Here is a 26,264-nt window from a genome sequence, read left to right as displayed (position 1 = left end):
GAAACAATAATGCCTATCAATATACCAAGAGATTTTCCAGCTGGGTTCGTATTAGAAAAGGAGGATGTCTTTGCAATCAGTCAAGAGCGTGCGAATCATCAAGATATCCGTCCGTTAAAAATAGCGATCTTAAATTTAATGCCCAACAAAATAGATAGCGAGATCCAACTGCTGCGTTTATTATCTCAGACACCATTACAAATCGATGTGGATTTTTTGCGGATCTCCAATCATGAACATAAGCATACAAGTGTGAAACATTTGAATAAATTCTATCAAACGTTCGATGAGATCCAAGATGACTGTTATGATGGCTTGATCATTACCGGAGCGCCGGTGGAACAGTTGGCTTTTGAAGAAGTCGATTATTGGGAAGAGTTGACGGAGATCTTGGATTGGAGTCAAACGAATGTAACCTCGACACTCCATATCTGTTGGGGCGCACAAGCGGCATTGTATCATCATTACGGGATTGAAAAAATCAGTTATGAACATAAACTTTTCGGTGTTTATACTAATAAATTATTAGGAAGAAGTCGGTTGACTCGGGGATTTGATGATGAATTTTACACACCGCAATCTCGATATACTGGCATCATGGAAGATCAGATCGATCCTGAAGAAGTTCGGATCATCGCCCGCAATCCTGAGATTGGTGCGACGATCCTTGCTTCGACAGATTACCGCAATTGTTTTATCTTGGGACATTTTGAATACGATACGGATACATTGAAAAAAGAATATCTAAGAGATCATGAACGGGGAATAGCTACGGAGATCCCTGAAAACTATTTTCATTACAATCAATTAGATGATGAGATCATCAACCGTTGGCGCAGTCATGCCAACTTGTTTTATCGAAATTGGCTAAATGATGTTTACCAAGTGACACCGTATGATTTAGCGGGAATCCGCCAACGAGCACTCAAGAAAACAAGTAAGGAGAAAGAATATGGAACAAGCGCAGTTTATTGAAAAATATAGCAAAGATCGTCGACAAACTCATTCATTGAAATGGGATGCGTTAGAAGAACGATTTGGCGACAAACAACTTTTGCCATTGTGGGTAGCGGATATGGAATTCAGCGTACCTGAAACAGTAAAAGAAGCACTCGTAGAACGAGCAGGACACGGGATCTTTGGATACTCGCAAGTACCAGATGATTATTTTTCCGCTTTTGATGAGTGGCAAAAAAGACAACATGGTATTGAGTTACAAGAAGAGTGGCTGCGGTTCTCAAAAGGCGTCGTGGAATCTCTTTACCACTTGTTACAGATCTATACTGAAGAAGGGGATGCGGTCTTGATTCAGCCGCCGGTCTATTATCCATTCTTCAACGCGATCAATGATACCGAGCGTCGCGGGGTTTTCAATCATCTTGTTTTGGAAGATGGTGAATACCGCATCGACTTCGCTGATTTTGAAGAAAAGATCCGCGCTAATCATGTGAAGGTCTTCATACTTTGCTCACCACATAATCCAGTAGGTCGTGTCTGGCAGGAAGCGGAATTGGTTCGTATGCTTGAGATTTGCAAAAAATATGATGTATTGGTGATCGCAGACGAGATCCATCAAGATTTTGTTTATGCACCTCATCATTTCCGCTCGGTTTTACAAGTGGCAGACGGCAGCTTTCAAGATCAAGTGATCGTTGTCAATGCACCTTCGAAGACATTTAATTTAGCTAGTTTATTGAATGGCCATATTCTGATTCCAAATGATAAATTGCGAGAGACATTCGATCAAAAAATCAAACGCTACAGCCAATCAGAAAATAGCCTGTTGGGTCAACTTGCCGGCAAAGTTGCTTATCAAACGGGAGATGAATGGTTCGCGGCACTAAAAGAGGTCATTGTAAGCAATTATCATTATGTGCGAGAAACTTTTGCAGCACAACTGCCGGAGGTCAAGGTAGCGGATCTGCAGGGGACTTATCTACTGTGGTTGGATCTTAGCCGCCTGCTTTCTTCTGTCGAAATCGAATCGTTTATCAAAGAAGAATGCGGCTTAGCGGTAGATTTTGGCGGCTGGTTCTCACAAGAAACACAACAATATATCCGTTTGAATCTAGCGACAACTCCTGAAAATGTACGCCAAGCAGTTCAACAGCTTTTACAAGGTTTAGAAAGGAAGACAAAACATGACGAAACACACAGATGAAACATTTTTAACACAAATCGGCAACCGCAGTGATCAGCAAACAGGAGCAGTCAGCGCGCCGATCCACTTATCCACCACGTATGCCCATCCTAAATTAGGCCAAAGCACTGGATTTGATTACACCCGAACAAAAAATCCTACACGAGCTATTGCGGAAGAAGCGTTGGCCAAATTGGAAAACGGCTGTCGCGCCGTAGCGACTAGTTCAGGAATGAGCGCCATCCAATTGATTTTCGGACTGTTTCCGCAAGGATCGGTTTTTCTGGTAGGTAGGGATATTTATGGCGGAAGCTATCGGTATTTTGAGTACTTGGAACAACAGAATATCGCAAAATTCCGTTATTTCAATGATTACGAAGATTTAGTGGCGCAGTTGGATGAAGAAGTCGACGCGGTTTTTCTGGAAACCCCGACGAATCCATTGATGCAGGTGTTTGATATTGAAGAAGTCGCGAAAAAAGCCAAAGCCAATAATGCTCGCCTGATCGTAGATAATACTTTCCTAACTCCATTACGGCAAAAGCCATTGGATCTTGGAGCAGACATCGTGATCCATTCAGGAACAAAATTTCTGGCCGGACACAACGATCTTTTGGCAGGAGTAGTGGTCACAAACGATGAAGAGCTGGGAGAGCGCTTGGTCTGGTTGGCCAATACGACAGGCCCAACGTTGGATTCCTTTGATTCCTGGTTGCTGATCCGCAGCTTGAAGACGTTAGCGATCCGTCTTGACCGGCAAGAAGAAAACGCCAAAAAAATCGCTGCGGCTTTACGGGAAAACTCGGCAGTCAAAGAAGTGCTGTATCCTGAAGTTGGCGGAATGATCAGTATTCGCGTGGCAGATGCCGCAAAGATCCCTGAGTTTCTCAGCCAGTTGCAAGTCTTTACCTTTGCGGAAAGTCTGGGCGGTGTCGAAAGCTTGATCACCTATCCAGTTACCCAGACACATGCGGATATTCCGAAAGAACTGCGGGATTCGTACGGATTAACGGAAGATTTGCTTCGTTTATCTATCGGTATTGAAGGTGCAGAAGACCTGATCGCAGACTTAAATCAAGCATTTTCTAAATTATAGTCATTTTTATAAAATTAAAATCGTATTATTGGTCATTTTTTGCCGTAGATGTTACGCTATTTATGTAATCAAAATAAAGGAGTGGATCATTTATGGTAAACGAAGACAAAATCAAAGGCAAATTCAAAGAAATCAAAGGTAAAATCACTGGAGACGAATCAGAAGAGTTAAAAGGTAAAGCTCAACAAAAATATGGCGAAGCTAAAGATGAAGCTGCCAAAAAAGCTGATGAAGTTTCAGACAAAGCAAACGACTTTTTAGACAAACACGACGATAACGATCGTGATAGAATTTAAGTAAGCGAACAAAACGGGGCAGAGATGTCCCGTTTTTATTGTTTTCAGAATAAGTCAAAGCGGAATGGATGCGTTGTTTCATAAAATTTTTTGGTTATTTGAGATATGGTCTAGACAATTATTGCATCTGAAAAAAAGTCGTGCTATAATTGGGCTATACCAAAAAAAGAAAGCTGAGGGCTCGAAAATGGAAATTATTCGCGTGAAAAATGCTGAAGAAGGCGGAAAAAAAGCGTTCGAATTGATCAAAGAAGCAATGGCAACAGACGGCATTAAAACGTTAGGCTTAGCAACTGGCAGCACGCCCGTCACTTTATACAAAGAAATGACTGAAAGCGATCTGGATTTCTCAGAAATGACTTCCGTAAACTTGGATGAATATGTAGGTCTAGGCGGAAACGACGAACAAAGCTACCGTCATTTCATGAATATACAATTATTCGATAAAAAACCATTTAAAGAAACTTTTGTGCCAAACGGCAAAGCAGAAGATTTAGAAGCAGAATGCAAACATTATGATGAGATCATTGATGCGCATCCAGTTGATATCCAAATTCTAGGAATCGGTCAAAATGGACACATTGGTTTCAACGAACCAGGAGCACCATTAGACGGACTGACTTCTGTTGTTCAATTAACAGAATCAACCATCAATGCTAACAAACGTTTCTTTGACAAAGTCGAAGACGTGCCAACAAAAGCGATCTCTATGGGAATCGGATCGATTTTGAAAGGGAAAAAAATGATTTTGATGGCTTATGGCGAAGCAAAAGCTGATGCCATCAAAGGAATGGTTGACGGACCAGTAACAACTGATCTGCCAGCATCTGCGCTGCAAAATCATTCAGATGTCGTTGTGATCGTTGACGACGCAGCCGCAAGCAAATTGTAATTTATACATCCTAACTGGAAAAAATGGATAAACGGCGAAGGCTTCAGGAGCTTTCGCCGTTTTTTGAGCATTCCTAAAAAAGATTCACAAAAGCCATGGTATAGTTGAAGTACGGGAGGTGCGAGACATGGTGGATATGGTCTTATCGATACCGGAGATCCTTATTCGTTTGGGGTTAGCCATGCTGTTTGGCGGTGTCATCGGTTTTGAGAGGGAATATAAAAATCGTCCGGCAGGATTGCGGACACATATTTTAGTTTGTATGGGTGCGTGTGTTATCGCACTGATCCAAGTAGAGATAGCCAGCAGTTCGTTGCGAGATGCGTTGAACAATCCCGATTTAGCCAGCGTCATCAGTTCCGATCAAGGGCGTTTGATCGCACAAGTCGTCAGCGGTGTAGGGTTTCTTGGTGCCGGAACGATCATCGTGACGAAGCGCTCCGTGACTGGTTTGACAACAGCAGCTTCCTTGTGGGCGATCGCCGGATTAGGCATCGCAATCGGGATGGGCTTTTATGGAATCGCCATTACAAGTTTTGTCGGAATCTTTATCGCATTAACAGTCGTCAATCAAGTGATCCGTGTTCCTGCTACCAAAAAGCTGGAGATCCAATTTATTCATCGGGAAGAAACCAAAGAATTCTTGACAGAGTATTTTGAACAAAACCGGATCGCTATCGAAGATGTGAATTTCGATGTAGATTTTATTGATGATCATCGAATTTACACCAATATCTATACGATTGATCTGCCCAATAATCTAACCTATACAGAAGTGATCGAAGAATTATCCATCTACAAAAACATCACAAAACTCCGCTTAGTCTCTATCCAATCTTCATAACACGATGAAGGGATCAGGTGATGGATTTAGTAAAACCAAAGGGTCAAGATAATGGAAAGGGCCAAAGTCAAAAGACCGCTTAAAAAATTGACGCCATCATTTGTCAGCCAACGAAACCCGTGGACCAGTAAAGCCGGTTGTCCATGATGGTTTCGTTTTTCTGTTTTCTTTCCGCAAACAATACACAGATATTTTGCTTGCAACGTCGCGCCTAAAACACTGTCGATCAGTGAGTCAGAAAATCCGCAAAGAAGCGGCAATATGAAAAAATAGCCGGATACGATCGTAGGATGAAATAAACGGACCAACAGATAAAAACTTCCCGCTATCAGAAGACTGGCAAAAACTGCCGCCCAAGTCCCTAATATCGAAACTGCACCGGAAGATCCTGGTTTTTCTCGTCGAAAATCCAAGATATTTCTTGGTGCTTTTTTTGACAGCGCCCCGACTTCAGAAGACCACGTATCAGCTGCGGCACCAGCCAACGTACTGCCGCAAGCGATCAGCCAATACATTTCTTTTGTAAAAAAATATGCGATACAGGCCAATAAAAAAGGCGTACTGTTAGCAAAAACCTGTTTACCATTGCGGATTGTACCGCTGTTGTCTAATTGTTGGGAGGGGATTTTTTTGGAGAGATTTTTTAAACGATGGATCAAAAGGGAACTGCCGAAAAATAAAAATAAAAGCAGCCAACTGCCGCTAGGAGCAAAGGTAAACGCAAAGGCTCCGACGATCATCAGCGCCACGCAGCCAGATAAGGTAAGTGCTTGTAAAATATAGGCAAAAAACGCAACGATCGTACTGCCTAATAACCCTAAACACAATGAATACAAAATAATCATCACAAAATCCCTCCCGCTTCTTACGATTACTAAAATTGTAGCATATAACCTTATAAGCCCCCAAAAAAAGAGTGTCAAAAAGCAGAGAAAAATAGGTAAATAAAAAACTATCCGGACACCCATGAGTCCTGCAACGAGTGCTCACGAATGTTCAGATAGTTTGTTGTCATAGATAGTTAAGAAAACGAATCAGTCATCCAGACCAATCAGATAATCATCATCCTTCATGGCTTCAACGGTCCCCAGCAGATAACCGTTCCCGACTTGGGAGAAGAAGTCATGGTTGCTGGTACCGGTGGAGATACCGTTCATTACGATCGGATTGACGTCGTTAGCGGTATCTGGGAACAATGGATCTTGACCCAAGTTCATCAAGGCTTTGTTGGCGTTGTAACGCAAGAAGGTTTTGACTTCTTCCGTCCAACCGATCTCATCGTAAAGTTCTTCTGTATAGCGTTCTTCATTTTCATACAATTCGTAAAGAAGGTCGTACATCCATTCCTTCAAGCTTTCTTGTTCGGCTTCCGGAAGTTCGTTGAAGCCTAATTGGAATTTATAACCGATATAGGTGCCATGGACGGATTCGTCGCGAATGATCAGCTTGATGATCTCAGCAACGTTTGCCAATTTGTTGTTTCCTAGATAATACAACGGTGTATAAAAACCGGAGTAGAACAAGAAAGTTTCCAAGAACACGCTGGCGATTTTCTTTTCTAAAGGAGAGCCGTTCTTATAGATCTCATTGATCCGTTCAGCTTTCTTTTGCAAGAAAGGATTTGTGTTGGTCCATTCAAAGATCTCTTCTATTTCAGCTTTGCTGTTTAAGGTACTGAAAATCGATGAATAACTTTTCGCATGGACAGATTCCATAAATTGGATATTGTTCAAGACGGCTTCCTCGTGTGGAGTACGCACATCTTTACGCAATTGATCCATCCCGCTTTCTGATTGGACCGTATCTAGTAGTGTCAATCCGCCGAAAACGTGTCCTACGGTGATTTTTTCTAACTCTGACAATGTCCGCCAGTCGTCCAAATCGTTAGAAAGGGGGATACGAGTATCCAGCCAAAATTGTTCTGTCAGTTTTTCCCATGTGGATTTATCGATAATGTCTTCGATCTCATTCCAGTTGATCGCTTCGTAATAAGTTGCCATTTCTTTTCCTCCAGTCAATTAGATCACACAGCTTTCGCATTGATTGCTACCGATCTCTTCGGCATCATCAGTAAAGGTCCGTACGTAATAAATCGATTTGACGCCTTTATGGAATGCGTAGTGACGGAGAATGTTCAGGTCGCGAGTCGTTTGTTTGTTAGTGGTTTTCCATTCATACAAACCGGCTGGGATCTCTGAACGCATAAACAAGGTCAAGCTCATTCCTTGGTCAATGTGTTTTTGTGCAGTAGCGTAGACATCGATCACTTTACGCATATCCATATCATAAGCGGATTTGTAATAAGGGATCGTATCATTTGAAAGATAAGGAGCAGGATAATAGATCTTGCCGATTTTCTTTTCTTGACGTTCTTCGATCATCCGTGTGATAGGGTGCAGGCTGGCACTGGTGTCATTGATATAAGAGATCGATCCGTTTGGCGCTACGGCTAAACGATTTTGATGGTACAAGCCGTCTTTTTGGATAGCGGCTTTCAGATTTTTCCAGTCTTCTGCGCTTGGGATAAAGATATCTTTAAAGATTTCTTTCAACTGTTCAGATTTAGGCTGATATTTGCCGGTGATGTATTCGTCAAAATAGCTGCCGTCTGCGTAAGCTGATTTTTCAAAGTTATGGAAGACGGTTTGGCGTTCCCGCGCGATCGCGTTGCTTTCCACCAAAGTCCAGTAATTCAACAACATGAAATACAGATCAGTAAATTCAAGAGATTCCGGCGAACCGTATTCCATATGATTTTTCGCAAAGAAAGTATGCAACCCCATCGCACCTAAACCGATCGTATGAGCCAATTTGTTGCCGTGTTGGATAGAAGGTACCACATCGATTTCAGAAGCGTCGGTAACAAACGTCAACGCCCGGGTCATTGACCGCACGGATTTTCCGAAATCAGGACTGTCCATCAAGTTGACGATATTAGTAGATCCCAAGTTACAAGAAATATCTGTTCCCATTACTTCATATTCTTGTTTTCCGTTGATCAAGGAAGGTTCTTGGACTTGCAGGATCTCTGAACACAAGTTGCTCATGATGATCTTGCCATCGATTGGATTTGCACGGTTAGCGGTATCGATGTTGATGATATAAGGATAACCAGATTCTTGTTGTAATTTTGAGATCTCGTTTTCTAAATCACGGGCTTTGATCTTGGTTTTGCGGATCTTCGGATTAGCTACGAGATTGTCGTATTCTTTTGTGATGTCGATATAAGAGAAAGGCACACCGTATTCTTTTTCGACACTGTAAGGACTGAAAAGATACATTTCTTCATTGTTACGAGTCAATTCGTAAAATTTGTCAGGAACCAATACGCCTAATGACAAAGTTTTTACCCGGATCTTTTCATCGGCATTTTCTTTTTTCGCGGATAAAAAGTTGATGATATCTGGGTGGAAGACATTCAGATAGACCACACCGGCACCTTGACGTTGGCCTAATTGGTTCGAGTAGCTGAAGCTGTCTTCGAATAATTTCATGACAGGCATCACACCGCTTGCGGCACCTTCATATCCTTTGATAGGGGCTCCGGCTTCCCGCAAGTTGGACAATGTGATCCCTACACCGCCGCCGATACGAGATAATTGCAGCGCAGAGTTGATGCCGCGTCCGATCGAGTTCATGTCATCAGTGATTTGGATCAAGAAACAAGAGACCAATTCCCCGCGGCGTTTTCTGCCGGCGTTCAAGAAAGAAGGGGTTGCTGGTTGGTAACGTTGGTGGATCATTTCATCTGCCAGATCCAGCGCCAATTGTTCATCACCATCTGCAAAGTAAAGCGCATTGAAGGCGACACGATCTTCATAAGTCTCTAAATACGCTGTTCCATCATTGGTTTTCAACGCATATTGTGAATAGAATTTATAAGCGGCCATAAATGACTTGAAACGGAAATTCTGCTCAGCAAGAAATTGGTATAATTTTTCAATAAATTCATTGGAATACTTCGCCAAAAATTCAGTTTCTAAATAGTCGTTTGCTACAAGATAGTCGATCTTCTCTTTGATAGAAGAAAACTTCATTGTATTGGGTTCGACATTTTCAATAAAAAAGGCTTCTAAAGCCTCTTTGTCTTTATTTAAAGGAATCTGTCCATTGACTGGACGGTTGATCTCATTATTTAATTTGAAATAACTCACATCTGAAGCTATTTTTTTTAAGCTCATGGCACTGCCCACTTTCTTTACGTAGTTTGAACGATTAAAAAAAGGATTTGTAGGCTTCTAGGCTGACAAATCCAAGTATGTTGTAAATTAATAGTCGATAGACTAGGAAGCTAATTGTCGTAATTGATCTGGACGGAAACCGATGATCGTTTGTGAGTCGGTAGTGACCACAGGAACGGTTTGAAAACCTTGTTCTTTTAATTGACTGATCGCTTCAGGCTGTTCATCAATATTCACTTCACGGAAAGTGATGTTGTTATCGTTTAAGAAACGTTTGGTCATTTTGCATTGCATACAGTTATTTTTTGAAAATACGGTAATATTCATTACGAGACCTCCTTCAAGATTTTTGCTATAAATCTAGTATAAGCTACGACAGATAAAAGTCAATAATTAAACACTATATCTAGTGTTTGTGAAATTGACACATACTAAACTTTGTGTTTTTATGCAAGTAACGCTCAGGAAAAATTCTTGATTTTTCTCGATTGCTTTTAGATTAAACAACTGATTGTATAAAAAAACTGGTTAAAAAAGTGAAATTAAATTTTCCATGTGAATATACGAACAATATTTGAAATCAGATTGACTTTTAGCAGGAAAGAAAGTAATCTTTAACCGAGAATGATTCTCAATTCCAATTGTATATAACAACACAAATTCCTTGGAGGGAATGTGATGATAAAATTAAGTGAAGCGCTTATCCATAGAGTATATCAAGTAAAAGAAGTACATACAGTTCCAGAAACGCAATTGCATTTGAAAAACTTGGGATTAGTTTCTGATAGTAAGATCGTTTTATTGCAGAAATCAGGGAACAACAGCATTGTTCTTCTACATAATAGTCGTTTGGCATTAGATCAGCAGGTTTTAGAAAATATTGAAGTGGAAGAAGCGGCTAAAAGCGGTGAATGGTTGCCGCTGGATCAGTTAAAAGTAGGCGAGAGTGCACATGTGGTAGGGATCCATGGAGAAGGGGCTGTGAAGCGTCGATTGATGGACATGGGACTTACCAAAAATGTTCATATCCAAGTTCGTAAACGCGCGCCTTTAGGAGACCCTATCGAGATCAATGTGCGGGGGTACGAACTAACACTTCGTAAAAACGAGGCAGCCTATATTTTAGTAGAGAAGGAGTCGTAACATGCAAGAGACCTATTTAGCTTTAGCTGGCAATCCCAACAGCGGAAAAACAAGCACATTCAACCAGCTGACAGGCTCTTTGCAGTCTGTTGGCAACTGGCCTGGGGTTACGGTGGAACGAAAATCCGGCGCACTGCGCAAAAACAAATCTGTGATCATTCAAGATCTGCCGGGAATCTATTCTCTTTCTCCATATACCCCTGAAGAAATCGTAGCTCGTGATTATCTGCTGAATGAACAGCCGCATGTCATCATGAATATCATCGATGGCAGTAACTTGGAACGAAATCTGTATCTCACTACACAGCTATTGGAGATCGGCGTACCGGTCGTGGTGGGCGTAAATATGATGGATGTGGTCAAAAAAAGCGGTAAACGGATCAATCTTGAAAAATTAGCTTACGGCTTGCAGACCGATGTGGTAGGTATGAGCGCCTTGAAAAAACAAGGTCTGGATGAATTGATCCGCCACAGCCTGCACGCTGCTGAAAAATTTCCGCCAGAAACTGCATATCCTACTTACGATCCGCGTCTAGAAGCGGCACTTGGTGAAATTATGGATATCTTAGGAAATACTGTGCCCCAGAAACAAGCGCGCTGGTTTGCGGTAAAACTATTTGAACAAGATCCGGTGGTTAATCAGCAAGTCGATCTTTCAAAAATCCAGCAAAAAGAGATCGCGGAGATCATTGCAATCACTGAACAGATCTTCAACGATACTAGTGAAGCAATCTTGATCAATGAACGCTATGAATTCATCGCGCGTTTGGTGGCGCTTTGTGCGACGAATGATAAAGAGTGGAGCCTGAGTGCCAGCGACAAGATCGATCAAATAGTCACGCATCGTTTTTTTGCTTTACCGATTTTTGCGTTGATCATGTGGGGGATCTACTACTTGTCGATCCAAACTATCGGAACGATGGGTAGTGATTGGCTCAATGATGTTTTATTTGGTTCGATCGTTCCTGAGTGGACACAGCAGACATTGATCAGCTGGCACGTGGCGGAATGGATGCAGCAGTTGATCTTAAACGGGATCTTATCCGGTGTCGGCGCCGTATTAGGTTTTCTGCCGCAAATCGTCGTGTTGTTTTTCTGTTTGTCTTTATTAGAAGATTGCGGCTACATGGCACGGATCGCATTTGTCATGGATCGTTTGTTTAGAAAATTTGGATTGTCCGGAAAATCATTTATCCCCATGCTGATCGCGACAGGTTGCGGTGTGCCGGGAGTTATGGCCAGCCGGACCATCGAAAATGAAAAAGACCGCCGTTTGACGGTCATGGTCACGACCTTCATGCCCTGTTCGGCGAAATTGCCGATTATTGCGCTGATCGCCGGCGCCTTTTTTCCAAACAGCAGTTGGGTAGCTCCTTCCGCCTACTTTTTAGGGATCACAGCGATCGTCTTATCTGGGATCGCATTGAAAAAAACGCGTTTGTTTTCTAGTGATCCGGCTCCATTTATTATGGAGTTGCCAGCCTATCATTTGCCGCAACTGAAAAATGTTGGACACCAAACCTTTGATCGCGGCTGGTCTTTCGTTAAAAAAGCGGGAACGATCATTTTTGTATCAAGCATTTTGATCTGGTTTGCGTCAAGTTTTGATTTCTTATTGCGTCCGGCAGAAGCGAACGAGAGTATCCTTGCTCGTTTGGGGCAAGTGATCGCGCCAATCTTCGCACCTCTTGGCTGGGGACATTGGCAAGGAACCGTCGCGACATTAACAGGATTGGTAGCAAAAGAAAATGTCATCGGAACATTGGGCGTGTTGTATGGTCAAATCCCGGAAGTCTCTGAAAATGGCGTGGAGATCTGGGGACAGATGCACATGCACTTTACAGCGGCAGCTGCCTACTCCTTCTTAGCCTTCAATTTATTATGTGCGCCGTGTTTTGCTGCGATCGGTGCGATCCATCGCGAAATGGCAAATAAAAAATGGACGTGGCTGGCGATCGGTTATCAATGCGGATTGGCATATGGCGTGAGTTTTCTGCTTTATCAATTCGGACATGTCATTTTTGAAGGTGGAGAACTCTCTATCGGAACGATCTTTGCAGTTATTTTGTTGTTGGTTATGATTTTTGCAATATGTCGCAGACCTAAAGCGCAAGAAAACCATCAGCCGTTTGTGCAGATGGTAAAAGGGAGTGAGCACTAATGGCAACACTATTATTGAGTATCGTGATTTTCGGCAGTGCCGGCTGGATCATTTATCATCAGCTGAAAAGCGGCAATAGCTGCGAAGACTGTCAAACAAGCTGTCCCGTGAAACATGAACAAGTGAAATAAAAAAAAGCTGAAACGATCTTGGATAGAGCTAACTAGCTATCCAGATCGTTTCAGCTTTTTTAGATCATTCGAAGATATTCCGCATATAAGCAACGGTTTGATCAAAACAATCCCAAGCTTTTTCATCTGTGAAATCAAATTGATATTCATGATTGACGGCTTTTTTCTCATTGTTATAAAACAAGCTTTCGGTAGGAACACCAAGCTGATTCAAGCGATCAACAAATGCAATTCCTTGTTCTTGGAAAGAATAGGCGTTGCCGTCTGTAACAAATACTGGCGGATAATCTTTCGTCAAATGATCCACTAAAGAAATTTCATCGACTTTCGACCAGTTTTTCCAGTCTTTTTGGCCAGATAAAGCCCAGCCAACAGTTTGTACAAAGAAACGAACAAAACGATCATCGGATTTTTCTTTCAGAATTTGTTTTAGATCATAAGGACCGCAGTATAAAACAGCTCCCTTGATCGTTTCAGGGGCAACTACTTGTGGGAAATCTATTTCCTGACGATAATCCGGATTGGTTTGGATCAAAACGAATTGTGCGGCGATCTGTGCGCCGGCAGAATCACCGCCAAACATAACTTTAGAAAAATCGATCATTGGGTAGCGGGCTTCTTGTTCTTTAAAATATTGATAGGCTTCTTGGGTTTGCTTCACTTGACTCGGATATTTTGCGTCAGGAGCTACTTCATAGTCCAATGAAACAACAGTATAGCCGGTTTCATTCACAAGATAGGTGGCATATTCTTTCAGAGCCTCTTTATCACCGGCTACAAAACCGCCGCCGTGAAGCCAAAAGATCGTAGGTTGAGGTTTTGTCGAACCTTTTTTGTAATAGATATCCGCTGAATTTTTGGTAAAGCTTGAAGTGTAATTGATATTATGGATCGTTTCAACAGTCGGTGCGGCCTTCTCATATTTTTGTTGATTTGTAATAGGATCATGCTTGAAACCTTGCCGAATGATCCAAACGCCAGGACGGGGAGAGAGTTGAAACGCTAAGAAAACAGTAATACATAGAAATACTAGAATACCTAAAAAAGCTAAAACAAATTTTTTCATAAAATAACTCCTTCTAAATTGCTAAACACATCATAGCGCATCTTACAAGAAGAAGGCCAAAAATTTGCTGATTTTTAATCTTTTTATATAAAAATAATTATTTTATTTGATTGAAATATAACGAAAAAAATCCTGCGAAATTTTCCGCAGGATTTATCTTTTTTTGCGTATTTGATTTTAGAAGGAGCAAGTTTTACGTGGAATCAGTCACCTTTACCCTCATAATCAATGTTTTTATGTGTTATACCTATCTGATCAAGCAGTAAAACTTGTTCCTTAGTCTAATAATTGAGCACCGACACCCAACAATCCTGGTCCGGTGTGTACAACAAGAGCAGGAGAGATCTCGCCGAAATACCATTCTTCCACCCAAGGGAAATCTTTTTGAAGCTGTGCTTTCATCTCTTCAGCTTCTTCAAAAGCCGCACCGTGAGCGACAGCTAGACGGACTTTACGATGATCGCCGACAAATTTATGGATCAGATGCAATGTTTTTTCCAAACTTTTTCGCCGACCGCGCGCTTTGGACACAGTATAATAGATTCCTTCATCGTTACATGAAATAATCGGATTCAATTTGAGGGCAGTTCCTAAGATCGAAGCTACGAGACCGATCCGTCCTCCTTTTTGCAGATATTCCAAAGTTGCAACATTGAAGTAGACTTTGCTTTTTGCAACTTCTTCTTCCAATTGTTTGATGATCGTTTCAAAATCCATACCCGTTTCCAATAATTCACTTGCACGAATTGCTTGCAGACCGGCACCGATTCCGATGTTTTTGGTGTTTAAAACATACACATCAAGTCCATCGTATTGTTCTCCTAAAAGACGAACAATATTATGGGTTCCGCTCAAACCGCTAGAGATCGTGACTGCTAATACTTTTTCATAGCCGTCTTTTTTGATTTGATCGAAAATTTGATTGATGGTTTCGCCTGATGGCAAAGAAGTACTGGGGATCTCTTCGGATAAGCGGCTGTAGATCTCTTCAGCGGTGATTTCGACTTTATCGATATATTCTCCATCTTTATAGATGATTTTCAGCGGGATCATGTACATTTGTTTTTCTTTCATGATTTCTTCTGGGACATCTGTACCAGAATCGACTAAAATTGCGATTTTTTCTTTGTTCATGTTTTTTGCTCCTTTATATATGCAGTTTCTAAGGCAATCGTTTTTTCAGCCAGCATCTTGTTTGCAAACGCAAGTGTCGCAGCACGCACCGCGATGAATTCTACAGCATCTTTGCTGGTTTCTTCATAGAGTTTTCCTTGTGCTTGATAGGCGATACGGTGGATCGCTTGTTCTTGCTCATAGCAAAAAATATTATAAGCTTCTTGGATGCCGCACATTTTCCCTTGAAAAATGATGCCTTCTTTGATTTCAGGGATCGTTAAAATTTGTTTCAATGACGTAATAGCCACGAGAAAGGCTACATGTTTACGGGTGTAACGCTTTTTTTGAGGGGCTGGGATCAGACCGAGTTTCACATAATTATTTACCATTGATGAAGTCAATAATGTATGTTTTTCAGGACGGATGACCGGTGCCAAATATTGATCGATCAGTTTGATGACTTGATCCATATAAAGCTCGAGATCTGGTAGTGCATCCCAACGTGGTAAATGAAAATCTTCCAACGATTCTCCCCAGTTAGCTAATTCTTGTTTAATACTATTCATTTTTTTCTCCTGATAATTATTAAATATAATTGTAAAAAATCTATTATCTAGTTTTGGAAACTACATAACCTAAGAATATCGTAACACATTTTTTTTACATTGAAAAGTAAGGAATGCAACCGATTTTTTTTATTTAGAATATTGCATTTTAAATAAAGCAGTGCTAAACTATTGAAGTATTAAATCTTGGGCCGTTAGCTCAGTTGGTAGAGCAGCTGACTCTTAATCAGCGGGTCGCGGGTTCGAGCCCCTCACGGCCCATTGGGTGCCAAACCCACGAGAATGGTAATTCGTCGGCATCTTCGGATGTTTCGAAGACGAATTACGCATTCTCTTTTTTGGTTTTGAAGAGGTTGATCAGCCTTTTTTAAGAATAGAAGCAAACAATCGGCTATTTTGAAAGTCGATTTTTTTTATGTTACAGTAGAACACGTTAGTTTTTTTTATCAATAAAGGTCGAGGTGGTTAAGTGAGGAAAAAAAATAATTATCAGGTATACTTTATATCAGTGGGGATCTGCTGTTTATTCACTTTGTGGGGGATTTTTCCTGAGTCAATGATCGGAAATCTTTCTCTTGGTGTTGTAACAAAAAATATTCAGGATTTTATCTCAACAAAGTTTGGTTGGCTTTACGTTCTTTTGATGGTATTTTTTGTCATCCTATGTATCTGGCTACTGTTTTCTAAGTATGGCGATATAAAATTAGGAAAGAAAGAAGATGTTCCGCAATTCAGCTATATTTCATGGCTTGCGATGCTCTTTAGCGCAGGAATGGGAATCGGATTGATCTTTTGGGGTGTCGCTGAACCGTTGCAGCATTTATATGATCCTGCTGTTCCTTCGCAAGATTTAGCGAAAAATGCGCGCGAATCCATGACATATACGTTTTTCCACTGGGGATTACAACCATGGTCTCTTTACGCGATATTGGGATTGATCATTGCCTATACGACATTTCGAAAAGATCGACCTGCAATGATCAGTGAGAGCGTGATCTACATATTTAAAGAGAAATATCGCTCCAAAATCGCTCTTTTTACAAATGTCATAGCGATCACTGCAACTGTCTTTGGTGTCGCTACTTCATTGGGACTTGGCGCAAAACAAATCGCCGGTGGGTTGAATTTTTTGAACAGCTCGATTCCTAATGAGTTTTTGATTCAATTATTGATTATTGTTTTTGTCACTATTCTGTATTTGATCAGTGCGACGACTGGTTTGGATAAGGGTGTCAAACTGTTAAGCAATGCAAATATTATTTTAGCCGTTGCGTTAATGTTTGGTGTGCTTTTTATCGGTCCTACTTCTTATATTTTGGATCTGTTCGTCCAAAGTATCGGCAACTACATTCAGGATTTATCAAAAATCAGTTTCCGAATGTCACCCTTTGATGATTCTGGCAGACAGTGGATCAATCAATGGACACTATTTTATTGGGCATGGTGGATCTCATGGTCTCCTTATGTTTCGTCTTTTATTGCTAGAATTTCTAAAGGTAGAACAATCAAAGAATTTATTAGTGGTGTTTTGATCGTGCCAACGGTTTTCACTTTTTTATGGTTTTCTGTTTTTGGTGGTTCAGCAATTTGGCAAGAGCTTTTCAAAAATAAACATTTAATTGCGGTGATTCAGGAAAAAGGAACTGAAACAGGTTTGTTTGCGATGCTGGCAGATTACGGAAACCTAGGGAAAATCATCACAGGGATCGCTATCTTGTTGATTTCTACTTTCTTTATTACCTCGGCTGATTCAGCGACGTTTGTTCTTGGGATGTTCAGTTCAAATGGAAGTTTAACGCCTTCAAGACAAATCAAAATCATCTGGGGGATCATTCAATCTTCTATTGCAGGAATTTTATTGTATGCAGGCGGGTTGGACGCACTTCAAGCAGTAGCAGTGCTTGCTTCATTTCCATTTATTTTTGTGATCGTCATGATGCTTATACAATTTTTGACAAATCTAAAGAAGGAAAAAATAGAATTATAGCGAAGGAGGTCTACTATGGAATTTATTGGTATTTTATGCGTGATTTTGGTCACAACGACGCTTTCTTCTCATTTTTCAAGGAGATTTGGGATTCCTGCAGTCATCGGACAGTTGGTTGTGGGGGTCTTGCTAGGTAAGGGAGTTTTAGACCTGATCCATCCTGATTTGATCATTCATGATTTTTCAGAGATCGGTGTGATCTTGTTGATGTTTATTGCTGGGATCGAGAGTGATCTTTCGCTACTTAAAAAATATTTAAAACCAGCAATTCTCGTCGCAGTTTTTGGTGTCATTTTCCCTGTTCTGCTCGGGTGGGGAACGGGTGAACTCTTTCAAATAGACAGTATTGAGTCACTGTTTTTTGGCATTATACTGGCCGCAACATCGGTTAGTATTTCCGTAGAGGTATTGAAAGAATTGCGAGCCCTTGATACAAAAGAGGGATCCACAATTTTAGGCGCCTCAGTGATCGATGATATTTTGATCGTTCTGGTATTCAGCTTGAGCTTATCTTTTTTGACGAAGGATACGACGAGCTCTTCTAATCTTCCATTAATGCTGATTGAACAGGTACTTTACTTTGTAGGGATCTATCTTCTAGTCAAATGGATTGCACCATATCTGATGAAATTGTCTCAACGATTATTTGCAAACTCAGCGATTATTATTGTCTCGTTGGTCATCTGTTTAGGGATGTCTTATATCGCAGATTTTGTTGGACTAAGCTCTGTCATTGGCGCATTTTTTGCTGGTATAGCTGTTGGACAAACAAAAGTGAAAGATACGGTTCAAACAAATGTGGAAGCTTTGGGTTACGCGGTTTTTATTCCGGTCTTTTTTGTAAGTATCGGTTTAGAAGTTACGTTTGATCAATTTTTTGATCAACTATCCTTTGTGCTGCTCTTTACTTTCATCGCAGTGTTTTCAAAACTGGCAGGTGGTTTTCTTGGTGCGAAGATTTCTCGTTTTTCCAACAACAGTGCCTTGATGGTGGGTGCCGGGATGATCTCACGAGGAGAAATGGCGCTGATCATTTTGCAAATAGGCAATGAAGCAGGTTTAGTGGAAAAAAGATTTTATTCTCCGCTTGTTTTGATTATTTTGTTGAGTACGTTGATTTCTCCGCTGGTGTTAAAAGCATTCACCAAGCGGATCTATAACTGAGGGCATATACTGAAAGAGGCTAAGACACAAGGTTAACAAGCTGCCATATTCTTGATTAGCGTTAACTTGTGCCTTAGCTTTTTTATGCTTAATGTAGAAAACTATCGTTCATAAACAATTCACTCATCTGTAGATAAGTCAGCCCGTCACCTGTCTATCAACTGTAATGCTCCCATTTTTCCTCTATTAATTTTAGAAAATATTAGGAAAGGCCTAAATAACCGGGACGTTAATGAAACAAAAAGGAAAATAAGGTATAATAAGTAGGACAAAAAAGATCGAGAGGTGACTCTTTGTGAAAAAAATATTAGTCGTTGACGATGAAAAGCCGATTTCGGATATCGTCAAATTCAATCTCACAAAAGAAGGATATGAAGTTTACACCGCGTATGATGGTGAAGAAGCTTTAGAGAAAGTAAAAGAAGTAGAACCAGATTTGATACTGTTGGATCTCATGTTGCCTAAAATCGATGGGTTGGAAGTAGCCCGTGAAGTACGAAAAACCTTTGATATGCCGATCATCATGGTGACGGCCAAAGATTCAGAAATCGATAAAGTATTGGGCTTAGAACTAGGGGCGGATGATTATGTAACAAAACCGTTCTCTAATCGTGAATTAGTAGCCCGCGTAAAAGCGAATCTGCGCCGCGGAACATCTGCTGCAAAGGAAGCGGCTGAACCAGCCAATACCGATTTGACGATTGGTGATCTAACGATCCATCCAGATGCCTATATGGTGACGAAAAATGGTGAAGCCATTGAATTGACACACCGTGAATTTGAATTGCTCCACTATCTTGCAAAACATATCGGTCAAGTGATGACCCGTGAACATTTGCTGCAAACTGTTTGGGGCTATGATTATTTTGGCGATGTGCGTACAGTCGATGTAACAGTACGCCGTCTGAGAGAAAAAATCGAAGACAATCCAAGCCACCCGAATTACCTAGTGACTCGTCGGGGTGTGGGCTATTATTTAAGAAACCCGGAACAGGAGTAATCAATTATTATGAAGAAAAAAGTTCGCTTTTTTCAATCAGTGAACTTTAAAATCGCCCTCGCTTTTATCTTGATTTTGTTGATTTCAATCGAGATTATCGGGGCGTATTTTATTCGCGGATTGGAACGCTCAACCATCGACAATTTCATGAAAACCATGAATCAGCAAGTATCCAGTCTTGCCGGGACAGTCGGTTCTGAATTGAGCAAAAAAGATAATTCCGATACGAATGTAGAAAACACGACGATCCAGCGTATCTTAGACAATACCATGTCTTCGGATATGATCGAGATGCGGGTAGTGGATGAAAAAGGGATCGTGCGGGCGACCACGAATGTCGCTGACAAAAATGTAATTGGTAAGAAAAATGATTATCGGGATATCAATGATTTCACCACGAAAAGCTCGCGAGCTATCGATGAAGATACCGGAAAACGAGTGTACATCAACGTTCAGCCGATCCAATCCCCGACAGGTGATACGGTGATCGGGGCACTATACGTTAAAAGTGATATCGAAAAAAAATATGAAGAAATCTATGATACGGCATTGATCTTCGTCACCGCCTCCTTGATTGCAGCAGCGATCTCCATGATCGTAGCTGTCTTGGTCTCCCGTTCCATCACACAGCCCATCGGCGAGATGCAGGAACAGGCATTGCGCATCGCACGCGGAGATTACAGCCGGAAAGTAGCGGTCCACGGAAAAGACGAGTTAGGTCAATTGGCGGAATCTTTTAACTTGTTGGCGGAGCGGATCGAGGAGACGCAAGACGCCATGGAATCAGAACGAAATCGATTAGACAGCGTTCTTTCTCACATGACTGACGGAGTTATCGCCGCTGATCGCCGCGGGAAGATCATCACCATCAATGAAATGGCTTTGATGCTGTTGAATGTCCAAAGTGAAGATGTGATCGGTCAATCAATGTTGGAATTATTGGACATCGAAGAAGAATATACTCTGCGGCAAATCCTGGAAAACCCTGACGAGATCCTGATCGAACGGGAAACACCGGATCGCGGACAAATCATTTTACGAACGGATTTTTCTATGATCCGACGAGAATCAGGCTTTATCAGTGGTCTGGTAGCCGTTATGCACGATGTTACTGAACAAGAAAAGACTGAGCAGGAACGACGGGAATTTGTTTCCAACGTCTCTCACGAATTGCGGACGCCGTTGACCAGTATGCGCAGCTATATTGAAGCATTAAGTGAAGGCGCATGGAAAGACGAAGAGATCGCGCCGAATTTCTTAAAAGTAACTTTAGATGAGACTGATCGAATGATCCGTATGATCAACGACTTATTGAGTCTTTCTCGGATGGATAGCGGAAATGCGCAACTGCAATTAGAATACGTGAATTTCAATGAATTATTGAGCTTTGTATTGGACCGTTTCGATATGATGGTGACCAACCAAGAAAAGAAATACATGATCCAACGGGAGTTTACGCAGCGTGAGCTGTGGGTGGAAGTCGATCCAGATAAGATGATCCAAGTGATCGACAACATCATGAACAATGCCATCAAATATTCGCCAGATGGCGGTACGATCAAAGTTCGTTTGGTGGAAACTCACAATAATGTCATGTTGAGCATTAGCGACCAAGGACTAGGGATTCCGAAAAAAGATCTTCAACGAGTCTTTGATCGATTCTACCGTGTCGATAAAGCAAGAGCACGACGACAAGGCGGAACAGGATTAGGTTTGGCGATCTCGCGGGAAGTAATGAAAGCACACAATGGTGCGATATGGGCGGAAAGTAAAGAAGGACAAGGATCGACATTTTTTATCACACTGCCTTACGAGCCGTATGAGGGGGATTGGTGGGAATGAAATTATCTGAAAAACTGATTCGCTTTGGATTGATCATTCTAGTGGGTCTCAGTATGTATCTTTCCTATGTGATCTGGCTGAGTCCTTCGAATCGAATGGTTCACGGAAATCAGCAGGAAAACAGTCAGCCTGTCTCAAATGCGCAAAATTATCGTAAAGCATCTGAAGTTTTTATGCCCATAACATTGACATGGCTCAATGACTCCAGTATCCAACAAACGACGTCGGAAACCCTAATTTCTGATATCCAACCGAAAATCACCGCTGCTTCTTTTGAAACATTGAAAACAGAAACCTATAATGATTTTGAAACTTTCAAACAAACGGCGATGATCACACATGGTATCGAAATGAATTATGTTGGTCCTTTTTCTTTACAGGAATTTATTACGATGTTCGATCTTGATCTTCATGTGAAAGACGCAGAAGAAAAATACTTCACTAAGATCCAATTAGATTTTGATCAAAAGAAGATCCGTTTTATCAACGTGAAACGTTATCAAATCAGTGAAGCTGCTATGTCGATCGATCAAGAAGCGATCGATGATCTTCTGTCTAAGACAAAAACGAATTGGATACAGATGAGTGCCGAAAATCGCTTGAATAACTTGCAATATAATGTGGAACAGCCGATAAAGATGAAAATGTACAGTTATATCTCATCGCCTCAGACGTATACCGTTTTTCGTGATGCGTTTTTCAATGATACCAGCAATATCAAAATCAATGAAGACAGCAAAGACATGGTGCTGTATGACGGATCTGAAAATATGACGATCCAAGAAAGCGAGCAATTAGTCGATTTTCATGGTGATTTTCTGTTAGGCGAAGACAGCACAGATCTGTATTCCAGAAGTTTTACGTTTATCAGTCGTCTAGGAACGAATCTAGGCAATATCCGCTTTTTCGACCGTTCTAAAAATACTGCGAATTATCGCATTTTCGTAGAAGGATATCCAGTCTTTAGCAACGATATTCGCGGTCAAGTGGATGTTACTATCTCGGATGATTCTGACAATAAAGGGATGCCGGTCCATATCCAGACTAGTCTGACATCCATCCAAGTCCCGATCCCTTCTGAAAACGAGATCTTATTGGCGAATAATGAAACAGTGATTGAACAGCTGCAAATGGCGGGAGCGGATCGGCAACTGATTCGCTCCATGGTCATCGGTTATCAATGGAAAGATATCGAAAATACGAATGGTGTCGTGGATTTGATCCCAACATGGTATATCCGATATGACGACACGTGGTATTCTCATGAACAACTGTTGGATAAATTGAGCGAAACGGGGGCGGAGTAATTGGATTTTAAAAAAATCGAATGGATCTTCTTCTTAGCGTTTCTAGGATTGAATATTTTTTTATTCAATATTTTCCACGATGCTCAAACAGAGGAAAATAATGTGGCGATGTCTAACCAAAAAATCGCTATTGAACAGCGATTAGAAACAGATAAAATCAAATATACCGGTGCTTTGTCAGAAAAAAAAGAAGAAGGCTATTACTTGAGCGGCGAACAGACCAATATGGACGAAGCACTCAAACAAGAGCGGGAAACGTCCGGCAATCCTTCTTTCTTGAGCAGCGGAACCACCATTGTTGATAACGAATTGACCCATATGCCTAGCGAAAGCTACTATATTAGCGACGATCAAAAGACCGAAGCGACATTGGAATCGTTTCTGAATAAAAACGACCAGATTTTATTCGGCAAACAATACAGCTATCTTCCCAACTATTCGTTGACCGACAAAGAATATCCGGAAGTTGTTGCGGCACAGTCTTTCGAAGGGATCCTTTTCAATGATCCTACTAGTCGTCTTACGCTATCTTTGGAAAAGGTCGATGATTTGCTGAAGATTTCAAGGTACAGTCAGACCCATCTTTCACAAATCGAAAAATTGCGGGAAAAAACAGCGCTCTATACTGAACGAGACGCTATTGAAACTTTGTATATCAATAATAAGATCCCTAGCAGGTCAACGATTCTCTGGCGGGGATTGTATTATACGCGGATTTTAAAAGTACGGGAAAAAAATGTTTATATACCAGCATGGTTTGTTGCCATCAAAACCAGTGATGGCATGACACAAGTCGAGATAGTAAATGCTTTCAGTAATCGGATCATTACAAATAATACATTGCAGAAGGTAGAAAATTATTAGAAAGCTATGTATAATGTAAAAAGTTGTAAGAGAGAGGAAGGCAGCGACATGTCGGAAAACAATGCTTTTAAAGTCAGTATTTTAGCTAGCGGCAGTTCAGGAAATTCTCTGTATATCGAAAGTGATCGAAAAAAGATCTTAGTAGACGCTGGTTTGAGCGGGAAAAAAATCACTTCTTTGTTAGCGGAAGTCGGTAAAAAACCCGAAGATCTTGACGCGCTTTTAGTTACTCACGAACATCGCGATCATATCCACGGTGTCGGTGTGATGGCGCGCAAATATAAATTAGATGTTTATGCCAATAAGCAGACCTGGCAAGCGATGGATGGGATGCTGGGCAATATCGCGACAGAACAGAAGCATATTTTCGAAATGGGTAAAGTCCTGACTTTTGGTGATATGGATATTGAAAGTTTTGGTGTTTCACATGATGCGGCGGCACCGCAGTTCTATCGTTTTTACAAAGACGGCAAATCATTCGTGATGCTGACAGACACTGGATATTGCAGTGATCATGTGCGCGGAATCATTCGTGATGCAGATGCTTATTTAGTAGAAAGCAATCATGATCTGGAAATGTTGCGGATGGGACCTTATCCGTGGAGCTTGAAGCAACGGATCTTAGGCGACCGAGGGCATTTATCCAATGACGATGGTGCATTGGTCATGACAGATATTATTGGTGACCGCACCAAACGGATCTATCTTGGACACTTGAGTAAAGAAAACAATATCAAAGAATTAGCTCATATGACGATGGAAAATACGCTGAGAGAAAAAGATCTCGGAGTAGGAGAAACCTTCGAAATATATGATACAGATCCAGACAAAGCGACTGATCTTTTCGCTATCTGAGGATGATTGAAATAGTAAAAAAGTCTGCGACACAAATTCGATTGTGACGCAGGCTTTTTTTGTTATATTCTATTCTATCAACGGCTAACGACGCTGATATGTTCTTTCAGATGCTTGCCTTGTTCCACTTCATCGATCATGGCGATGGCGTAGTCAGCCATACTGATCTCGCTTTCTCCAGCAGCATTTTTTATCAAGCGATCATCGTTCAACTGGTAGCTTCCGGTCCGTTCTCCATGAGGATCGAAATAAGCCGCAGGACTGATATATGTCCAATCAACTTCTTGATTTTTTTTCAGATCAATGAGTGACAAATACATATTATGAGCCACTGGATAAAACGGCGCGCTAGATGGAACACCGTCGATCATACGCTGAGATTTGGCATCGTCAAGGAAAAGCGAGGAGGCGCCGCCAACGATCAAAAGACGGGTGTCCGTACCAGATAAGATAGTTAATAAGTGATCGACGCTTGTTTGATGCAGTTCTTCTTTGCCGCGAGGGGCGTTGAAGGCATCAATCACCGCGTCAAAGCCTGCCAAATCTTGGGTGGTCAAATCAAAAAGGTCTTTTTGAAGATAAGGGACCTCGATAGTAAGTTTTTCTGGATGGCGCACGATAGCCGTCGCGTCGATCCCGCGATTCAGCGCTTCTTTCAAAATAAAAGAGCCCGCTTGTCCGGCTGCGCCGATAATTGCAATTTTCATTTTCATTCCTCCTCGTTTATAGTACTCTTATTTTAGAGATAGCGGTTTATTTCGTCAAAAAGTATGCTTGAAAAACTAACCATAAATGAAGGGAGTTCATTATGTTTGATTCAGAAAAAATCAAGTCGTTAAACAATCTGGAAATGATTGCTTATAATTATATTATTGAAAATCTCTGTGCATTGAAAACAATGACGATCAGAGAGCTGGCGGGGAATTGTCATGTTTCCACGTCAACCGTTTTGCGAACCATCAATAAATTAGGTTACGAAGGCTACTCGGAATTCAAATACGCGCTGAAAGAATATTTATCGGAACAAGAAAATCAGTCCGTTGATTCTTTCTACGAAGCAACCGTGCAGGTAGATACTTTTTTGAAAAAAGTCAAAGACGACAGCTACCGGATGACACTTCAACCGGCGATCGATCTGATTTTAAATGCTCGTCACGTGGCTTTCTCCGGTATCGGGACCAGTGGGGTTTTAGGCGCATATGGGAGCCGCTACTTTTCCAATGTGGGAATCAATGCGTATAGTATTGCGGATCCTTTTGCACCAATCCCGCCCCGAGGATTGGAAAATACATTGGCGATCATTTTATCAGTATCCGGCGAAACCTCTGAGATGATCGAACAGACGAGAGATTTCAAGCGTTATGGCGCGAAGGTCCTCAGTATCACCAATAATGAAAACTCGACGATAGCCAAGATGGCTGACTATAATATTTCCTATTACATGCCGGAAAGCGAAAGCCCCAACGAGAAATATCTGAATATGACGACTCAAGTTCCGGTGGTCACTTTGATCGAGATCCTAGCTCATCAGGTGTCTAGGAAATACAAAGAAAACAAACAGTGAACCTGCTGTTTGTTTTTTTCATTGGAACATGTTTCTTTCATTTCACAAA

General features: G+C 41.3%; 25 protein-coding genes and 1 tRNA gene. 18 read left to right on the top strand and 8 right to left on the bottom strand.

Annotated elements, in window-relative coordinates; genetic code table 11:
- Positions 1-9: 9 nt before the first annotated feature.
- The 6 genes from EFB00_RS03755 to EFB00_RS03730 all read left to right on the top strand — a co-directional run bounded on the left by EFB00_RS03755 (position 10) and on the right by EFB00_RS03730 (position 5,268).
- The gene (locus tag EFB00_RS03755) at positions 10-975 is read left to right on the top strand and encodes a homoserine O-succinyltransferase (RefSeq protein WP_122645585.1); all 966 of its coding nucleotides are present in this window, start codon (positions 10-12) and stop codon (positions 973-975) included.
- Positions 953-2,161: a MalY/PatB family protein gene (locus tag EFB00_RS03750; protein WP_122645584.1), complete on the top strand. Its 1,209-nt coding sequence runs from the start codon at positions 953-955 to the stop codon at positions 2,159-2,161. Before EFB00_RS03755 ends, EFB00_RS03750 begins: the two co-directional genes overlap by 23 nt.
- Positions 2,142-3,236: an aminotransferase class I/II-fold pyridoxal phosphate-dependent enzyme gene (locus EFB00_RS03745; protein WP_122645583.1), complete on the top strand. Its 1,095-nt coding sequence runs from the start codon at positions 2,142-2,144 to the stop codon at positions 3,234-3,236. Before EFB00_RS03750 ends, EFB00_RS03745 begins: the two co-directional genes overlap by 20 nt.
- Before the next feature lie 92 nt (positions 3,237-3,328).
- Positions 3,329-3,532, top strand: a complete 204-nt coding sequence (locus EFB00_RS03740; protein ID WP_122645582.1) for a CsbD family protein — start codon at positions 3,329-3,331, stop codon at positions 3,530-3,532.
- A gap of 187 nt (positions 3,533-3,719) precedes the next feature.
- Complete coding sequence (gene nagB / locus EFB00_RS03735; protein ID WP_122645581.1) at positions 3,720-4,424, top strand: glucosamine-6-phosphate deaminase; 705 nt, start codon at positions 3,720-3,722, stop codon at positions 4,422-4,424.
- A gap of 127 nt (positions 4,425-4,551) precedes the next feature.
- Positions 4,552-5,268, top strand: a complete 717-nt coding sequence (locus EFB00_RS03730; RefSeq protein ID WP_122645580.1) for an MgtC/SapB family protein — start codon at positions 4,552-4,554, stop codon at positions 5,266-5,268.
- Between the two features lie 26 nt (positions 5,269-5,294).
- Here EFB00_RS03730 and EFB00_RS03725 read toward each other — a convergent pair whose 3' ends face one another.
- The 4 genes from EFB00_RS03725 to nrdH form a co-directional block, all read right to left on the bottom strand.
- Positions 5,295-6,113, bottom strand: coding sequence for a DUF92 domain-containing protein (locus EFB00_RS03725; RefSeq protein WP_241153443.1), 819 nt, complete (start codon positions 6,111-6,113; stop codon positions 5,295-5,297).
- 189 nt (positions 6,114-6,302) lie between these two features.
- A complete protein-coding gene (gene nrdF / locus EFB00_RS03720) occupies positions 6,303-7,268 on the bottom strand; it encodes a class 1b ribonucleoside-diphosphate reductase subunit beta (protein WP_122645578.1) in 966 nt (321 codons plus the stop codon).
- A gap of 18 nt (positions 7,269-7,286) precedes the next feature.
- A complete protein-coding gene (gene nrdE / locus EFB00_RS03715; protein ID WP_122645577.1) occupies positions 7,287-9,449 on the bottom strand; it encodes a class 1b ribonucleoside-diphosphate reductase subunit alpha in 2,163 nt (720 codons plus the stop codon).
- Positions 9,450-9,551: 102 nt separating this feature from the next.
- A complete protein-coding gene (gene nrdH, locus EFB00_RS03710) occupies positions 9,552-9,776 on the bottom strand; it encodes a glutaredoxin-like protein NrdH (RefSeq protein ID WP_122645576.1) in 225 nt (74 codons plus the stop codon).
- Between the two features lie 351 nt (positions 9,777-10,127).
- Here nrdH and EFB00_RS03705 point away from each other — a divergent pair, with 351 nt between their 5' ends.
- From EFB00_RS03705 to EFB00_RS03695, 3 genes are read left to right on the top strand one after another with little or no spacing between them, the layout of a single operon-like run.
- Positions 10,128-10,592, top strand: a complete 465-nt coding sequence (locus EFB00_RS03705; RefSeq protein ID WP_122645575.1) for a ferrous iron transport protein A — start codon at positions 10,128-10,130, stop codon at positions 10,590-10,592.
- Between the two features lies 1 nt (position 10,593).
- The gene (feoB, locus tag EFB00_RS03700) at positions 10,594-12,753 is read left to right on the top strand and encodes a ferrous iron transport protein B (RefSeq protein ID WP_122645574.1); all 2,160 of its coding nucleotides are present in this window, start codon (positions 10,594-10,596) and stop codon (positions 12,751-12,753) included.
- Entirely contained in the window at positions 12,753-12,884 is a 132-nt protein-coding gene (locus tag EFB00_RS03695; protein ID WP_122645573.1) for a FeoB-associated Cys-rich membrane protein, read from the top strand. Before feoB ends, EFB00_RS03695 begins: the two co-directional genes overlap by 1 nt.
- Before the next feature lie 64 nt (positions 12,885-12,948).
- Here EFB00_RS03695 and EFB00_RS03690 read toward each other — a convergent pair whose 3' ends face one another.
- The 3 genes from EFB00_RS03690 to EFB00_RS03680 form a co-directional block, all read right to left on the bottom strand.
- Positions 12,949-13,950, bottom strand: coding sequence for an alpha/beta hydrolase (locus EFB00_RS03690; RefSeq protein WP_122645572.1), 1,002 nt, complete (start codon positions 13,948-13,950; stop codon positions 12,949-12,951).
- A gap of 276 nt (positions 13,951-14,226) precedes the next feature.
- Positions 14,227-15,084, bottom strand: coding sequence for a DegV family protein (locus tag EFB00_RS03685; protein ID WP_122645571.1), 858 nt, complete (start codon positions 15,082-15,084; stop codon positions 14,227-14,229).
- On the bottom strand, positions 15,081-15,632 hold the full coding sequence (locus EFB00_RS03680) for a DUF1836 domain-containing protein (protein ID WP_122645570.1): 552 nt from the start codon (positions 15,630-15,632) through the stop codon (positions 15,081-15,083). Before EFB00_RS03680 ends, EFB00_RS03685 begins: the two co-directional genes overlap by 4 nt.
- 188 nt (positions 15,633-15,820) lie before the next feature.
- Between EFB00_RS03680 and EFB00_RS03675 the strand changes: the two genes are divergently transcribed.
- From EFB00_RS03675 to EFB00_RS03640, 8 genes are all read left to right on the top strand, one after another.
- Positions 15,821-15,893 (top strand) — tRNA-Lys (locus tag EFB00_RS03675).
- Between the two features lie 208 nt (positions 15,894-16,101).
- Complete coding sequence (locus EFB00_RS03670; RefSeq protein WP_122645569.1) at positions 16,102-17,619, top strand: BCCT family transporter; 1,518 nt, start codon at positions 16,102-16,104, stop codon at positions 17,617-17,619.
- A 15-nt stretch (positions 17,620-17,634) separates the two neighbouring features.
- Positions 17,635-18,783: a cation:proton antiporter gene (locus tag EFB00_RS03665; RefSeq protein ID WP_122645568.1), complete on the top strand. Its 1,149-nt coding sequence runs from the start codon at positions 17,635-17,637 to the stop codon at positions 18,781-18,783.
- 295 nt (positions 18,784-19,078) lie between these two features.
- A complete protein-coding gene (yycF, locus tag EFB00_RS03660) occupies positions 19,079-19,783 on the top strand; it encodes a response regulator YycF (RefSeq protein ID WP_122645567.1) in 705 nt (234 codons plus the stop codon).
- Positions 19,784-19,792: 9 nt separating this feature from the next.
- Entirely contained in the window at positions 19,793-21,625 is a 1,833-nt protein-coding gene (gene walK, locus EFB00_RS03655) for a cell wall metabolism sensor histidine kinase WalK (RefSeq protein WP_122645566.1), read from the top strand.
- Positions 21,622-22,932, top strand: a complete 1,311-nt coding sequence (locus EFB00_RS03650; RefSeq protein WP_122645565.1) for a YycH family regulatory protein — start codon at positions 21,622-21,624, stop codon at positions 22,930-22,932. The genes walK and EFB00_RS03650 overlap by 4 nt, the downstream gene beginning before the upstream one ends.
- A complete protein-coding gene (locus tag EFB00_RS03645) occupies positions 22,933-23,796 on the top strand; it encodes a two-component system regulatory protein YycI (protein ID WP_122645564.1) in 864 nt (287 codons plus the stop codon).
- Positions 23,797-23,844: 48 nt separating this feature from the next.
- A complete protein-coding gene (locus EFB00_RS03640) occupies positions 23,845-24,651 on the top strand; it encodes an MBL fold metallo-hydrolase (RefSeq protein ID WP_122645563.1) in 807 nt (268 codons plus the stop codon).
- Between the two features lie 77 nt (positions 24,652-24,728).
- Here EFB00_RS03640 and EFB00_RS03635 read toward each other — a convergent pair whose 3' ends face one another.
- Positions 24,729-25,358, bottom strand: coding sequence for an NAD(P)-dependent oxidoreductase (locus tag EFB00_RS03635; protein WP_122645562.1), 630 nt, complete (start codon positions 25,356-25,358; stop codon positions 24,729-24,731).
- A 101-nt stretch (positions 25,359-25,459) separates the two neighbouring features.
- On the opposite strand from EFB00_RS03635, the gene EFB00_RS03630 reads away from it, so the two are divergent.
- On the top strand, positions 25,460-26,215 hold the full coding sequence (locus tag EFB00_RS03630) for a MurR/RpiR family transcriptional regulator (protein WP_122645561.1): 756 nt from the start codon (positions 25,460-25,462) through the stop codon (positions 26,213-26,215).
- Positions 26,216-26,264: the final 49 nt, after the last annotated feature.

It is taken from the genome of Enterococcus mediterraneensis (assembly GCF_900604485.1).
Classification (GTDB): domain Bacteria; phylum Bacillota; class Bacilli; order Lactobacillales; family Enterococcaceae; genus Enterococcus_C; species Enterococcus_C mediterraneensis.
Note: the sequence above shows the minus strand (reverse complement) of the source record. Positions and strands in the feature narration are given on the sequence as shown.